15 protein-coding genes are annotated in these 14504 nt (G+C 44.6%); 11 read left to right on the top strand and 4 right to left on the bottom strand.

Annotated features, from left to right (window positions below; all coding sequences use genetic code 11):
- Window positions 1-2 precede the first annotated feature (2 nt).
- Window positions 3-905, top strand: a complete 903-nt coding sequence (locus ABWW58_RS13840) for a tyrosine-type recombinase/integrase (protein ID WP_353869663.1) — start codon at window positions 3-5, stop codon at window positions 903-905.
- A gap of 31 nt (window positions 906-936) precedes the next feature.
- Complete coding sequence (locus ABWW58_RS13835) at window positions 937-1752, top strand: purine-nucleoside phosphorylase (protein ID WP_353869662.1); 816 nt, start codon at window positions 937-939, stop codon at window positions 1750-1752.
- A 115-nt stretch (window positions 1753-1867) separates the two neighbouring features.
- Here ABWW58_RS13835 and ABWW58_RS13830 read toward each other — a convergent pair whose 3' ends face one another.
- Genes ABWW58_RS13830 through ABWW58_RS13815 form a run of 4 tightly spaced genes read right to left on the bottom strand, consistent with a single transcriptional unit; the run spans window position 1868 to window position 5517 of the window.
- On the bottom strand, window positions 1868-2683 hold the full coding sequence (locus ABWW58_RS13830) for an ABC transporter permease (RefSeq protein WP_353869661.1): 816 nt from the start codon (window positions 2681-2683) through the stop codon (window positions 1868-1870).
- Window positions 2683-3663 carry an ABC transporter ATP-binding protein gene (locus ABWW58_RS13825; RefSeq protein ID WP_353869660.1) on the bottom strand — a complete coding sequence of 327 codons (981 nt, stop codon included), beginning with the start codon at window positions 3661-3663 and terminating at the stop codon, window positions 2683-2685. The genes ABWW58_RS13830 and ABWW58_RS13825 overlap by 1 nt, the downstream gene beginning before the upstream one ends.
- Window positions 3664-3676: 13 nt before the next feature.
- Complete coding sequence (locus tag ABWW58_RS13820) at window positions 3677-4486, bottom strand: ABC transporter permease (RefSeq protein ID WP_353869659.1); 810 nt, start codon at window positions 4484-4486, stop codon at window positions 3677-3679.
- 14 nt (window positions 4487-4500) lie between these two features.
- Entirely contained in the window at window positions 4501-5517 is a 1017-nt protein-coding gene (locus ABWW58_RS13815) for an ArsR/SmtB family transcription factor (RefSeq protein ID WP_353869658.1), read from the bottom strand.
- A gap of 219 nt (window positions 5518-5736) precedes the next feature.
- Between ABWW58_RS13815 and ABWW58_RS13810 the strand changes: the two genes are divergently transcribed.
- The 9 genes from ABWW58_RS13810 to lysA all read left to right on the top strand — a co-directional run bounded on the left by ABWW58_RS13810 (window position 5737) and on the right by lysA (window position 14350).
- Window positions 5737-6909, top strand: a complete 1173-nt coding sequence (locus tag ABWW58_RS13810; RefSeq protein ID WP_353869657.1) for a D-alanyl-D-alanine carboxypeptidase family protein — start codon at window positions 5737-5739, stop codon at window positions 6907-6909.
- Window positions 6910-7101: 192 nt separating this feature from the next.
- Window positions 7102-7452, top strand: coding sequence for an anti-sigma F factor antagonist (gene spoIIAA / locus ABWW58_RS13805; protein WP_093668952.1), 351 nt, complete (start codon window positions 7102-7104; stop codon window positions 7450-7452).
- Complete coding sequence (spoIIAB, locus tag ABWW58_RS13800) at window positions 7453-7893, top strand: anti-sigma F factor (protein ID WP_093668954.1); 441 nt, start codon at window positions 7453-7455, stop codon at window positions 7891-7893. It begins immediately after the preceding gene.
- 12 nt (window positions 7894-7905) lie between these two features.
- On the top strand, window positions 7906-8664 hold the full coding sequence (gene sigF, locus ABWW58_RS13795) for an RNA polymerase sporulation sigma factor SigF (protein ID WP_093668956.1): 759 nt from the start codon (window positions 7906-7908) through the stop codon (window positions 8662-8664).
- An 812-nt stretch (window positions 8665-9476) separates the two neighbouring features.
- Window positions 9477-9926, top strand: a complete 450-nt coding sequence (spoVAC, locus tag ABWW58_RS13790) for a stage V sporulation protein AC (RefSeq protein WP_353869656.1) — start codon at window positions 9477-9479, stop codon at window positions 9924-9926.
- 14 nt (window positions 9927-9940) lie between these two features.
- Window positions 9941-10960: a stage V sporulation protein AD gene (gene spoVAD, locus ABWW58_RS13785; RefSeq protein WP_353869655.1), complete on the top strand. Its 1020-nt coding sequence runs from the start codon at window positions 9941-9943 to the stop codon at window positions 10958-10960.
- The gene (gene spoVAE, locus ABWW58_RS13780; protein WP_093668964.1) at window positions 10957-11307 is read left to right on the top strand and encodes a stage V sporulation protein AE; all 351 of its coding nucleotides are present in this window, start codon (window positions 10957-10959) and stop codon (window positions 11305-11307) included. Before spoVAD ends, spoVAE begins: the two co-directional genes overlap by 4 nt.
- Window positions 11308-11337: 30 nt before the next feature.
- Window positions 11338-12828 (top strand): spore germination protein, encoded by a 1491-nt coding sequence (locus tag ABWW58_RS13775; RefSeq protein WP_353869654.1) that lies wholly within the window; start codon window positions 11338-11340, stop codon window positions 12826-12828.
- Between the two features lie 199 nt (window positions 12829-13027).
- Window positions 13028-14350, top strand: a complete 1323-nt coding sequence (lysA, locus tag ABWW58_RS13770; protein WP_353869653.1) for a diaminopimelate decarboxylase — start codon at window positions 13028-13030, stop codon at window positions 14348-14350.
- Window positions 14351-14504: the final 154 nt, after the last annotated feature.

Here is a 14504-nt window from a genome sequence, read left to right as displayed (position 1 = left end):
GATTGAGGAAACAGCTAAATGACTTTTTGGACTTACTTATTCGGGAACGCGGTTTGTCGGAAAATACTATTGAGGCATACCGAAGTGATTTATCTCAGTATCTTGCTTTTTTAATGGAAAGTGCGAGCTGCGAGAAGTGGGGTGATGTCACAGAAGTAGTCGTGATGAACTATCTTTATCATCTAAAAGATCAGGGCTGCGCGCCGGCAACGCTTGCAAGGAAGGCTGCCGCTATGCGTGGCTTGCATCGCTATCTGATGCGCAGTCACCAAATGGTGAACGATCCTGCTTATGCTATGGATTTACCCAAGATAAAACAGAAACCGCTTCCCTCAATGTTGACTGTGAATCAAGTGGAGCAGCTCCTGGCAGCGCCGGACACTCGGACCAGAACAGGAAAACGTGATCGGGCTATCATGGAGGTACTGTACGCGACGGGAATGCGTGTATCTGAATGTATCCGGTTAAATCGCGACCAAGTCAATCTCGATTTGGAATTTATCCGCTGCGTTGGGAAAAAGGGTGACGAGCGGATACTGCCTCTTGATCCGGAAGCGATTCAAGCGCTCCAATCGTACATAACGGAACTTGATCATGAGTCGGCACTGAAAAAAAACGGACAGCCGCTCTTCTTAAACCGGCTGAATAAACGATTGACCAGACAAGGCATTTGGAAAATCCTTAAGCAGTACGCTGAAGAAGCGGGGATTTCTGTCCCTATTTCACCGGAAACGCTTCGACAGTCATTAACCGCTCATTTGTTGCAAAACGGTGCATCATTCGAATTTGTCGATGAATTGATGGGACGCACGCATCATTCCGCATCGATGCGTTATCCACGACCGAATCGTTTGCCCTTCAAGAAACTTTACACTACCTATCATCCACATGTACGATCAAAATAGTATAAATGGTATGTATCACCACACAGGAGAGATGAATATGAAGCCAATAGAAGAAGTAATGGAAAAGTTGAGAAAAACCACACGTCAAAAACCAATAATCGGACTGATTCTTGGATCCGGACTTGGTGATCTGGCTGATGAAATTTCCGATGCGGAACAGATTCCATATCAATCTCTTCCTCATTTTCCGGAATCGACAGTTAAAGGTCATAAAGGGCAATTTGTCATCGGAGAGCTTGAGGGAAAGACTGTTGTTGCGATGCAAGGAAGGTATCATCATTATGAGGGCTACTCTCTTGCGCAAGTTGCCTTTCCTGTTTACGTTATGAAGGCGATGGGCATTGAAAAGCTGATTGTTACCAACGCATGCGGGGGCATCAATACGAATTTTGATCCTGGCGATCTGATGCTGATCACTGATCATATCAACATGCTCGGTGACAGTCCGTTGATCGGACCGAACGATGATGAACTGGGACCGCGTTTTCCCGATATGTCGCATGCATACAGTTCGGAATTGATTCTGAAGGCGGAAGAAGCTGCTGCAGAACTCAATATCCATATTCGTAAAGGCGTTTATTTGGCGACTCACGGCCCGCAATATGAAACACCAGCCGAGATTCGAATGATGCGCGTCATGGGTGCTGACGCGGTTGGTATGTCAACCGTTCCTGAGGTGACTGCGGCGAGCCATCTTCAATTGGATGTACTTGGCATCTCATGTATCACGAACATGGCTTGTGGGATTCTCGATCAGCCGCTGGCACACAAAGAGGTTATTGAAACAGCAGAACGTGTCAAAGCAGACTTCACAGCCTTAATTAAATCAATTATTCGTTCGATGTGAAATTAAATTTAAGCGAGAAAGAGGCGTGGAGAAAATTCACGGCTCTTTCTTACTTAAGAGAAAATGTCTTGCATCAATTTTTTGTGTTTCTAATTATAAGTGATCTGACACAAGATCAAAAGAATGTCAGATTGCCGGTTTCCTTCGCGTGTTTTTCCGCGTAACGAACGAGAACGAACGAGGCAGCAGTCAGGGCAATCAATATGATGGCCAATTCGATTAAAGGGATACATATGCTTCCCAATGGTTTGCCATCCATTACAATGGCTCGAAGAATAGTCAAAACAAAGGTTAGTGGGAAAACAAAAGCGATCACTTTTGCCCATATTGGAAAAGCCATGATCGGCATACGCACTCCTGAGAAGAATTCCATCGGAGCTTCAAAAAGAGTATAGAGAAAGCCGGCGTCGCGTGAGAAGAGAAAGATTGTATTCAAAAATCCACCCCATACAACAGCCGACAGGAGAAGCACCATGACGGCAAATGGAAGCAGCCACCAGTGAGCAATGTGGAGTCCGCCCATAAAAAATATGGTGAGTATGGCAAAAATAGAAAACATCCAAACAGCTTCAATTAAATTTGCAGCAGCGCGGCTGAACATAATCAAAGTTCGAGAGGCGGGAGTAAGCAGGATCAGTTCCAAAGTTCCTTGTTGGCGTTCATAGCCCATCATCCATGCGGATTGAACGAGACTCCAGAAAAAAATGTAGGCGATGCAGCCGGTGATCAAAAAGAGTCCGAGCTTATTTACAGGAACAAATCGAGAAAGCGGACTGTTCTGTCCGAGATTAAACGGTTTGAATGCGTAGTAGGCATTGATGAACTGAATAATCGGCCATAGAAACATTGAAAAATACATAAGACGATTATTAAAATTATGGCGATGACTCTTTCGCATTTCTGCTTGGCAGATCGTCAGCATCTTCATCATTAGTCATGAACCTCCGTAAGTCGAATGATCGCGTCTTCTAAATTTGGTTTTTTGGCGTCGAACCGAATGAGTTGCAGATTTCTTTTTTGAGCGAGTGCAAGAAAGGAAGAAGTCATATCAAAGGTCGCTTTCATATCCACGCGCGTGCCTTCATTCGTTTCCTTTTTCTGTGCATGGATGCCAAGCTTATCTGTTTCTTGCTTGAGCCAGTGCCAGTTCTCTTTATCAAGCGTCTTCATAACGACAATCAGCGAACGGTCTTTGACAATCGTCTGTATGATTCTGCGCGGCGTGCCTTGTAACAGCAGATGCCCTTTTTCAATGATCGAGACATGATCGCATAGCTCTTCAACTTCCTCAAGATAGTGGCTCGTCAGGAGAATTCCCTTGTTTTTCTCTTTGGCGAGGCTTTTGACAAGAACTCTCAATTGACGGGCGACCGGCGCGTCCAAGCCAAGCGTCGGTTCATCAAGAAATAGATAATCCGGGTCGTTGATTAATCCGCGAGCAATCTGAAGACGCTGCTTCATTCCTTTGGAGTAACGTTCAACAGGGCGGTCGGCGAACTCGGTCAAACCAACCTTATCGATGAGCGCTCGGCATCTTTGCTTCAGAATATTCCCGTTTAGACCATACAGTCGGCCGAAATACATCAGATTTTCACGGGCGCTTAAGCGCCAATAGAGCATGCGTTCACCACCGGCGATCATATTGACGCGTCGCTTAATCAGCTCTGGTTGTTTCACTGCATTGATTCCGTCGATTGAAATGGTACCGGACGTTGGCGCGAGCAAGGTGGAAAGCATTTTTATTGTGGTTGTTTTCCCCGCTCCATTTACGCCAAGCAGGCCAATAATTTCACCTTTTTCAATTGTTAAACTAAGATCGTTGACCGCTTTAACTTGCTGCTTCTTTCGACTCAACCAGCCGTTTTTTTCTTTAATTGTATAACTTTTATGCAAGTGTTTTGCTTCAAGCATGATCGTTCCCCCCTTATCCAAAATGTTTTTCCAATACCGATTTTTCCATGCGTTTCATAAAGAGTAAACCGATTGCAAAGTAAAGTATGCCAAGCGTAGAAAGACTAAGCAGATGATAAAGAATGCCTGAAGATGGCGCGCTATGAGTCATTACTGAGCGCATGAGTTCGAGTCCATAATAGAGGGGCATGATTAAGCTCAGTCCTTGAATCCAATCAGGCAAAAATTGCGGCGGGAAACTAACGCCGCTCACAAGTGTCATGATCACAAATAATGTATTCTGCGTGATGTATGTATCACGAAAAGCGAGCATAAAGCCTCCGAGTACGAGCGCTTGTGCGAAAAGAGCGAAACAAAGAACGATCATGATTGGAAGGAGCAATGTCAAATGTGCGGCGACCAGATTTAATCCAAAAAACAGGCCAACACAAATGATAGCTAGCCACTCGATCCCCGAACGCATCAGGCCCTGGATGGCAGCGCCGAGAAAGTAGCCAAGCCGTGAAGAGGGAGTGAGCAGCAAGGCTTCTAATGTACCTTCTCTCATTTCATTAATCAGCATGCGGCTGACGATCATCAGAAGAGACACGGCGAAGGAATTAAAAATGCCGCCCATAATGACATAGGAAAGGTAGTCGGAGGTGCCCGTGTAACTGACAAACTGTGTATTCAATTGACCTTGAAAAATGAAATGATAAGAGAGATAAGCAAAAATCGTGATATAGACACCGTCTAAAATATGTCCAATGAAAAATGACCATGGATATGCGCGGCGCATGGTGATCAGTTGACGCTTAAAAGTCGCTGAGAAAGCGATCCACATGGTATCATTCCTCCTTATCTGAGTTTGGGACGATCAAAAAATTGATCCATATCGACGCGAATCATTTCCAATTCTCGCGCTTTTGTTTTGTAAAAAACATAATGACTGCTGCGTCTGCTTTCGATCAAACCAGCATCCTCAAGAATCCGAAGATGCTTGGAAACCGTTGCCTTCGCAAGGCTTAGATGGTCGGACAACTGCTGCGTGCAGTAAGGATTATAAAGCATTAATCGTGCCATCCGCATTCGAGTCGGGTCGGAGAGCGCCTTAAGCTTATCGGTCAGGTCTGTAGGGACACCCTCTTGTAGATCGTGAGAGGGAACAAGCAGCTGCTTTGCTACAAAAAGATCGGGCGTATCGATGTCTATTAATAGATGTGGTGCGATAAATGTTGATGGAATAATAGTTATTGATCTCAAATCCTCATAACTACGCGTGTATGTCCTCGCTTTGAGAAATTGAACCGATTGATCGCCGACAATAAAGCGCGGATGAACCGAGCGAAGTGCTCCGATCGGATCTTTTTGCACCTCTTCATTAAACTGGTTCACCGAGCGAATCATCCAAGGCTCAATATGATAGAGCTCGCGTGCGAAAACCGTCGTGTGATAGTCGTGAAGAAAGTGGTAGAACATCTTTTGATATCTTTTCGGACGACGAAGAATTTCACGCTCATCAGGGTTTAACTGGATACGATCAAGGTTGCGACGCGTGCCTAAAAGAAATGAAGCAAACGCCTCACAATCAATATGATTCCATTGTTCAATCGAATCTTCTACATAGCGATTTTCGAATCCAAATGAACGTTCGCAATCCATAATAAACATCCATTCATCCGTCACTTTTCCAAAGAAAGATAACGTATTAAGCATTTCGGATGAAAGTGATTGCCGGGTACGATTCGCCCATTCAAGACGATCAAGATGGTGTTCCGGTTTTGTTAAAACATGCAGGCTGGTCATCAATTCACGGTAGGGTGAATAAACAGCCTCAACATGTTTTATCATCCATTGTTCAAGGTGCGCGAACATGGCCATGCTCCCTCTATAATTGATTCGCTATTTAACGAATCAAATAACTAATTTTGCAAAATTATTAAGAATTATAGAGATAGCCTATCAACCTGTCAATGACTAATTGAAAATTTCCGAAACAATGATCTGTCTATCCTTTATCTTTTCTCTTTTGCTTCTGTATAAAAGAATCGCGCGTGGACAGAATGATAAGGATCATAGTGAGGAGGTTTTTTCATGAAGGCATTTTCTATGTGGATAGCTTGTGCCGCGCTCCTTTTCGCGGCTTTTGTTCCGACAGCTTCGGCATTTGCCGAATCAAAGGAAAACGCGGGTGCGGAGACTGGTAAACTGAAATCAGCAATCGTTATCGAGCAGGATACGGGGAAGATTCTATTTAAAAAGAACGAGAATAAAGAGCTTCCGCCCGCGAGTATGACGAAGGTGATGACACTTCTCCTAATCTTTAAGGCGTTGCAGAATCATCAAATTTCCTTGAAAGATAAAGTGAATGTGAGCGAGCACGCAGCTTCAATGGGCGGCTCTCAAGTCTTTCTTGAACCAGGAGAAACAATGACAGTGGATGAGATGCTGAAAGCAATTTGTATTTCGTCCGCAAATGATGCCTCAATTGCGATGGCTGAGCACATAGCAGGTTCAGAAAAGGCATTTGTGGCAAATATGAATAAAGAAGCGAAGAAGTTGGGAATGCGGCACACTCATTTTGTTAATCCAACCGGACTTCCTGTGGCCAATCATTACACAACTGCTAATGATATGGCCGTTATGGCACGTGCGCTGCTGAATCATCCACAAGTGCTGCACTACACATCAAAATATGAAGACTATCTACGAGAAAATACAGATAAGAAATTTTGGCTTGTAAACACAAATAAACTGATAAAAACATATCCAGGTGCTGATGGGTTAAAGACAGGCTTCACCAACGAGGCAAAGTATTGTCTGACGGCAACCGCAAAAAGAAACGGTATGCGTGTTGTGGCCGTTGTTATGGGCGCGCCGACACCAAAGGAGCGTAACAAAGAAATCGCCGGCTTAATGGATAATGCCTTTGCCGCGTATGTAACCAAACCTTTACTAAGTAAAAATAAAACAGTAGCTATGGCGAAAGTAAAAAAAGGTGACTTGGCTCAAGTTCCGATTGTGACGAAGCATCCGGCAGTTCTTTTGTTGAAAAAAGGAGAGAGCTCGAAAGGCTTGAAAAAATCGATCAAAATGAACGGTCCGTTGCAGGCACCAATAAAATCAGGAACCGTTGTCGGACAATTTATTGTGAAGAAGAAGGGGAAGGTCATTTCACAAACTCCTCTGGTAGTCAAAGACAACGTGAAGCGCGCGTCATGGTGGCAATTGTTTAAGAGAAGCGCAGGAACCATTCTGACGCACTAACGTCTGCAATTCTTGGCAGTTGTGACCTTGTTTTGACGAAACGGCACTAGTTATGTCATCAGGCAGGAGTCATAGAGAGAAAAAGAGAAACTAGTATCATGAGTTATCGGAACTCAAAGATTTACCGAATAGTTACGGATTCGGTGAACTTGGATAAAAAACAATTTCCGTTCAGGGAGGGAGGAAGCAGCATTGAGTTTAAAAGTTGATTTGGAAGTTAAGTATGGCGTGCTGTGTATCCGGCTTGAGGGTGAACTTGATCATCATACGGCAGATGAATTACGTGAAAAGGTCAACAATGTCATGGATGAGGAAATGGTTCAACATATTTTGCTGAATATGGGGAAACTCACGTTTATGGATAGTTCAGGTTTGGGTGTTATTTTGGGTCGCTACAAGAGAATTTCCGGACTTGGAGGGGAAATGGTTATATGTTCTATTTCTCCGGCCGTTCGTCGCTTGTTTGAACTGAGCGGTATGTTTAAAATTATTCGTCTGGAAACTGATGAAGACTATGCACTTCACACTCTGGGGGTGGCCTGAATGAGAAATGAAATGTCATTAACCTTCTCTGCAATCAGTGAAAATGAATCGTTTGCACGAGTGACGGTTGCGGCATTTGTCGCTCAATTGGACCCGACACTCGACGAATTGACAGAAATTAAAACAGTTGTTTCTGAAGCGGTAACTAACTGTATCATTCACGGTTATGAAAATAGCGGTATCGGAAAAGTGACCATTAACACCTCTCTCGATGACGCTATCGTTACTGTGACGATCCATGACGACGGCGTGGGTATTAAAGATGTGGAACAAGCGAAACAGCCGCTCTTTACAACTAAGCCTGAGCTTGAGCGCTCCGGTATGGGGTTCACGATCATGGAGAATTTTATGGATCATGTAACGATTGAGACAAAGGAAGGAAAGGGAACGACGATCATCATGACCAAGGAAATCGCCCGCAACCGAGCGATATGCAAGTAGGGAGACATGCAAATGGAGCTTGATCGCAAAATGGCGTCTAAAGAACCGCTGCTTGGTGATGCTGAAGTAAAGCAGCTGATTAAACAGAGCCAGACGGGTGATCATGAGGCGCGCGACCGCCTTGTTCAGAAGAATATGAGGCTTGTTTGGTCAGTTGTTCAGCGTTTTATAAATCGAGGTTATGAGCCGGACGATCTTTTTCAGATCGGCTGTATCGGCTTGTTAAAGTCCATTGATAAATTTGATCTTTCATATGATGTTCGCTTCTCCACTTACGCCGTTCCGATGATTATCGGTGAAATTCAGCGTTTTATTCGTGATGATGGCGCAGTCAAAGTCAGTCGTTCATTAAAGGAAACAGGAATTAAGGTTCGCAAGAAGAAAGATGAATTGTCTAAGCGATTAGGCAGAAATCCGACTGTCGGCGAATTAGCTGATGCTTTGGAGCTTTCTCCAGAAGATATTGTACTCTCTCAAGAAGCGATTCGGGCGCCTTCTTCGATTCATGAAACCGTTTTTGAAAATGATGGGGATCCGATCACAATTCTTGATCAGATTTCAGATGGTGAAAGTGGAAAATGGTTTGATCAGATGGTTGTTCGTGAGGCGGTTGAGCAATTGAACGACCGTGAAAAACTGATTGTGTACTTACGCTATTTTAAAGACCAGACCCAGACAGAGGTGGCACAGCGACTGGGTATCTCACAGGTTCAAGTGTCACGTCTTGAAAAGAAAATACTAGAAGAAATCAAAAGCCAGATTGCCGAATAAGAGCTGTCTGGCTTTTTTTTTCACGCTCATTTCATTTAATTCTTTGCACAATGATAACGGAATCTAGCATAAGTGCAACTAAGTCTTGGCCATGCCGGTACGACGATAAGGTCATTTAGATTAGGATGGGCGATCAGTTAAGCGCCTAATCGAAGAAATAAACGGAAAAATTCCGCTTAAATAGAAAATGAATGAAAAAATTGCTTAAATAGACGGAGAAATTCCGCTTATCGCATTGAAAAACGTGAAAATAGAGGTTTTTCCTGTGCTTAACCGGAAAAATTCCCCTTATTTACCTGTGAAACAAGCGCCATGATGCATATAGCCGGAAAATCTCCGCTTATTTTATTCCGGCCACGTTACTTAATCAAGGATCAAAATGATTCATGAAATAGAACTGTTTGTTCAAGACAGGGGTGATGATTCAAAACAGCATTTGAAGCAAAGGAACTTTCGCTAATGACGCATACCTCCTGCATGCAACGCGAAAGTCACCGCATCAGTTTTTCTCACAAGTAAAGAAAGTTTATTATTTTGCACGTTTTCAAACCAATAGACCAGTGTCTTGGCTGAGAATCAAAGCGGAGGAACGAGGGCGCCTGCGGGATTAGGTGCCGGCGAGACCCCGCAGATTTCTACCTGTTTGAGGAGGCTCGCGGTGCGCCCGCGGCAAGCGAGTAACCGAAGCGACGATTCAGCACCGAAAAGACACAAAACCATCACACATGGCTGGATTTTTGAGCGTTCGGGCATAATTTACATCAGTTGGCAGATACTAACCTTCAGCATAGATCGGAAGGGAGTTTATTTTCATGCTTAATGATCCCAAAAACTACAAAGAAAATGTGAACGCATATCTACCCAAAATCCCTTATTTCATGAATTGTCTTAAGGCTTTTTTGGTTGGGGGACTTATTTGTCTCATTGGTCAAGGAATCCAGACCTTCTATATGTATTTCTTCCACTTCTCCAAGCAAGCGGCGGGAAATCCGACGGTGGCGACACTTATTCTTATCTCGGCATTGATGACCGGCTTCGGTGTCTACGATAAAATCGCTCAATTCGCTGGAGCAGGCACGATTGTTCCGGTGACAGGTTTTGCGAATTCAATCACAAGCAGTGCGCTAGAGCACAAGAGTGAAGGCATTGTTCTTGGTATTGCGACAAACCTATTCCAGCTTGCCGGAGAAGTCATTGTTTTCGGTGTTGTATCGGCTGCCGTATTGGGGATACTCCGGCTGTTCATTGAACAAGTATTCTAAGGAGGCGTGATCACGTGAGTAAAGTAAGAAAACAGACCTGGAGATTTGATCATCCGATCTATTTGGCTGCAACGGGTACTGCGGTCGGCCCGCTCGAAGCCAAAGGTCCGTTGGTAGAAAGTTTTGACAAAAAATTTGAACATCTGGATTGCGGCGAACAAACATGGTCAAAAGCGGAGCGTGCGCTTATGCGTCGGTCCATCTCTGCCTGCTTGGCGAAGGCGGGAAAAGTAGAAGGAGATATTGATCTTTTTCTGGCCGGTGATTTGATGGATCAAAGTGTGACGTCCAATTTTATCGCTCGGGAGAACCGGATTCCTTTTCTTGGAATGTTTGGCGCATGTTCCACATCGATGGAAACTTTAGCGACAGGCGCGCAGCTAGTAGACAGCGGTTTTGCCGATAATGTGCTGTGCGCGGTAAGCAGCCACAATGCGACCGCCGAACGGCAATTCCGCTACCCGACAGAATACGGTGGACCGACAAAGTTGACACAAACATTCACTGTTACCGGCGCCGGCGCGACGATTGTCACAAGGGAACCTGGAAAAGTGTTGGTTAAGGAAGCTACAATCGGACGCGTCATCGACTGGGGAATTGACGATGCCAGCAATTTGGGAACGGCAATGGCTCCGGCAGCGGCAGATACAATTTGGACGCATTTCCAGGATACCGGACGCAAGCCGGAAGACTATGACCTGATTGTTACCGGGGATCTTTCAAACGTCGGATCTCCGATTCTTGATGAAATCCTTCTTGAAAAGGGCTTAGATATTACAAATGTTCATCAAGATTGCGGCACGATGGTCTATACGTCGGATCAACCAGTCAGCGCGGGGGGAAGCGGGTGCGCTTGCTCCGCAGTTGTTACTTACGGGTATTTGTACAACAGACTTTCCGAAGGTTCGTTAAAACGCGTGCTTGTTGTTGCTACAGGCGCCCTGCTTAACAGTTCGACACCGAAAGAAAAGGATACAATCCCATGTATTGCGCATGCCGTTCTTTTGGAATCAGCAAAGGAGGTACAACCATGACTTTTGTCTATGCTTTTCTTGTTGGCGGCGCAATCTGTGTCGTTGGGCAGCTCATGATGGATGTCTTCAAATTAACGCCCGCGCATGTCGTTGCAACTTTTGTTGTCGTTGGCGCTGCTTTGGATGTATTTGGAGTCTACGACCATTTGATTGAGTTTGCTGGAGCGGGAGCAACTGTGCCGATTACCAGTTTTGGACATTCATTGCTTCACGGTGCCATGACAGAAGGACATCAGCATGGCTATTTAGGCATTGCAATGGGCATATTCAAACTGACATCAGCAGGAATAACCTCTGCCATTTTATTTGGTTTCCTTGTTGCATTGTTCTTTAAGCCAAAGGGATAAGTTTGGATCCGTTATGGAGGAGTCGTAGGTATGGAGAATCAAACAGAAAAAAAACAAATTAGTGCGGACATTGCTGAGAACGTAGATCAAATGCAGCAAATCCTTGATTTTGGGCCGCACAATTTTGATGTCGGTTTACGCGAAATCAGGATTCTTGGTCGTGAATGCCGAATATACTATACCAATAGCTTGGTGGACTCCAGCATTCTTGTAGTCATGATGCGTGAATTCATGCGCTTTTCTAATGAAAATTCGAAAAATGTCGACGTGTTTAAAGAAATTAAACAACATCTTGTTCATCAGCAGGTAGAAGAAGTCACAATGATCAATGACGCGGTTGACAAGATGCTCACCGGTCGTATTGTTATTTTCATTGATGGCGAATCGACAGGGCTTTGCATCGACCTCCGCCACTATCCGGGCAGGCAGCCGCAGGAACCTGATGTTGAGAAAGTTGTTCGTGGCTCTAAAGATGGTTTTACTGAAAACATCATCGAAAATTCAGGCTTGATCAGAAGACGTATTCGCGACCCACGATTCCGTTGCGAGATCTCACAAATCGGTGTGCGTTCGAAAACCGATGTCTGTCTCTGCTATTTAAAAGATGTTGCTAATCCGGGTTTGATCAAAACAATTAGAAAGGAATTAAATGCAATTAATGTAGATGGGATACCCATGGCCGATAATGCGATCGAGGAGTTTATCTTGAAGCAAGGTTGGAACCCGTTTCCGCTTGTTCGGTACACTGGACGTCCGGATGTCGCCGCCACACATCTGCTTGAGGGTCACGTGGTAATCATTACAGACACCTCGCCGAGTGTCATGATTTTGCCAACGACACTTTTTCATCATGTACAGCATGCAGAAGAATATCGACAAGTAACCGCTTCGGGAGCGTTGCTTCGATGGTTTCGTTTCATGGCTATTCTTGCATCGGTCTTTCTCGTTCCCTTGTGGCTGCTGCTTGTAGAGGATCATTTGCTGCCGAATTTTCTCGATTTCATCGGACCTAACAAAAGTGATTTCAATATCCCATTGCTTATCCAATTTCTGATCGCTGAAGTGGGCATTGAGACACTGCGATTAGCGGCAATTCACACACCTACGTCATTATCGACTGCACTTGGTCTCATAGCAGCAGTTCTCGTCGGGCAAATTGCCATTGAAGCTGGTATTTTTGTCACGGAAGTAATTCTATACACTTCGGTTGCCGCGATCGGAGGATTTGCGACACCTAGCTACGAACTTCAGTTGGCTAATAAAATGGTACGAATTATTTTGATCTTGTCGGCAGGTCTGTTCCATGTTCAAGGCTTTATGATTGCGACGACATTATTTATTATTTATCTATCGCATGTCCGCAATCTTAACACGCCTTATCTATGGCCATTCATTCCCTTCAATCCGACAGGACTGTATAATATCATGATCCGGCGCGCGCTGCCTACTTCAGTGGTACGTCCCAGCATTGTGCGGCCGATGGATAAGTACCGTCAGCCCGCAAAAGACAAGTCAAAGTGATTCTTGTCTTCATAGGATAATCATGGTACACTAGCACTAAATTTTTGTTCGTGCTGCTTACATAGAGAGAGAACAGACGCAGCTGTCTGTTTTATACAAATTAGACTATTTGCGAAGTCTAGTATAAGAGACAATGAGACTTGGCCGGAGCCAAAGGCTTGGCTGTGCCGGCATTCTTTACGATGGGAGAGGTTTTCTTTTGTTCGGAACGCAGACAATAAATGAACAAGGCCATTTATGCATCGGCGGTATTGATACCAAGGATCTGGCGAAGGAATTTGGTACACCGCTTTATATTTATGACACCGCTTTGATAAAGCAAAAAATTAGTGAATTTAAACAGGCGTTTAATCAACATGAGGGTTTAAAATGGCAGATTGCTTATGCGAGCAAAGCATTCTCCACTGTCGCTATGATACAGCTTATTGATCAACAAGGGCTGTCGCTGGATGTTGTATCCGGGGGGGAGCTTTATACCGCATTGAAAGCAGGTATGAATCCTGAACGCATTCACTTTCATGGCAACAATAAATCGGAGACTGAGCTTGCGATGGCACTAGATGCAAAAATCGGAGCTGTTATTGTTGACAATTTTTATGAATTAGACTTGCTTGAAAAAATGTGCGCGGAGCGTAATCAGGAGATCGCGATTCTGCTTCGCGTCACGCCTGGAGTCGAGGCTCATACACATGAATTCATAATGACCGGTCAGGATGATTCTAAGTTTGGGTTCAACTTAGATAATGGTATGGCTGACGAGGCGGTTAAACGATCACTTCGCTCACCTCACCTTGATCTAAAAGGCATCCACTCGCATATCGGATCACAGATCTTTGAAACGGACGGATTTGCGGGTGCTATACGTATCATGATGAAACATGTAGACACATGGGCGCGTGATTTTGCTTTTCAACTTGACGTACTTAATGTTGGCGGTGGATTTGGTATTCATTATACGGAGGGTGACAACCCGCTTCCAATTGAGCGGTATATTGATACCATTGTGAACACAACTGAAGAAGAGTGCACTCGGTACAATCTAACAATGCCGGAAGTGTGGATTGAACCGGGCCGATCTGTTGTCGGAGAGGCGGGCACCACGCTCTACACAGTCGGCTCGTCAAAAAAAATTCCGGGCATCAGAAATTATTTGTCCGTTGACGGAGGCATGTCGGATAATATCAGGCCCTCGCTCTACCAAGCACAATACAAGGCGATTTGCGCAAACAGAGCATTAGAACCCGCGGACAGCCAAGTCGCTCTGGCGGGCAAATGCTGCGAGTCCGGAGATGTCCTGATAAAAGAAGCTAATCTGCCTGAATCCTGTAGCGCCGGCGACCTCGTGGCTGTTTTTTCGACAGGTGCTTATGGCTATTCAATGGCGAGCCATTATAATCGAATCACGAATCCGGCGGTTGTTTTTGTTGAAAACGGCGAAGCGTCGCTTGTTGTTCGAAGAGAAACCTATGAGGACTTAATTCGTCAGGATATGGCGCTTAACAATCTTTCACGGAACAGTTAACAGTATGAGAACGCAAAGATTAAGGCATATTTTGCAGCTTTTTTTATTGTTGATCTCCGAATAGATGCACAGCTTCATTCTTTTGGTTATAATATAAATGGTGAAATGTGTTCACGAGATTGGTGTGCAGATTTCATTATCTCATAGTTATGAG

Source organism: Sporolactobacillus caesalpiniae (genome assembly GCF_040513385.1).
Lineage (GTDB): Bacteria > Bacillota > Bacilli > Bacillales > Sporolactobacillaceae > Sporolactobacillus.
This window is presented reverse-complemented; position numbering and strand designations above follow the sequence as displayed.

Bases quoted from the DNA above. Each gene is read 5' to 3' on its own strand.
- ABWW58_RS13825 (WP_353869660.1), bottom strand. From the start codon at position 3,663: ATGCTTGAAGCAAAACACTTGCATAAAAGTTATACAATTAAAGAAAAA.
- ABWW58_RS13830 (WP_353869661.1), bottom strand. From the start codon at position 2,683: ATGATGAAGATGCTGACGATCTGCCAAGCAGAAATGCGAAAGAGTCAT.
- ABWW58_RS13775 (WP_353869654.1), top strand. From the start codon at position 11,338: ATGGAGAATCAAACAGAAAAAAAACAAATTAGTGCGGACATTGCTGAG.
- ABWW58_RS13815 (WP_353869658.1), bottom strand. From the start codon at position 5,517: ATGTTCGCGCACCTTGAACAATGGATGATAAAACATGTTGAGGCTGTT.
- spoIIAB (WP_093668954.1), top strand. From the start codon at position 7,453: ATGAGAAATGAAATGTCATTAACCTTCTCTGCAATCAGTGAAAATGAA.
- ABWW58_RS13820 (WP_353869659.1), bottom strand. From the start codon at position 4,486: ATGTGGATCGCTTTCTCAGCGACTTTTAAGCGTCAACTGATCACCATG.
- sigF (WP_093668956.1), top strand. From the start codon at position 7,906: ATGGAGCTTGATCGCAAAATGGCGTCTAAAGAACCGCTGCTTGGTGAT.
- spoVAE (WP_093668964.1), top strand. From the start codon at position 10,957: ATGACTTTTGTCTATGCTTTTCTTGTTGGCGGCGCAATCTGTGTCGTT.
- ABWW58_RS13835 (WP_353869662.1), top strand. From the start codon at position 937: ATGAATATGAAGCCAATAGAAGAAGTAATGGAAAAGTTGAGAAAAACC.
- spoVAC (WP_353869656.1), top strand. From the start codon at position 9,477: ATGCTTAATGATCCCAAAAACTACAAAGAAAATGTGAACGCATATCTA.
- ABWW58_RS13810 (WP_353869657.1), top strand. From the start codon at position 5,737: ATGAAGGCATTTTCTATGTGGATAGCTTGTGCCGCGCTCCTTTTCGCG.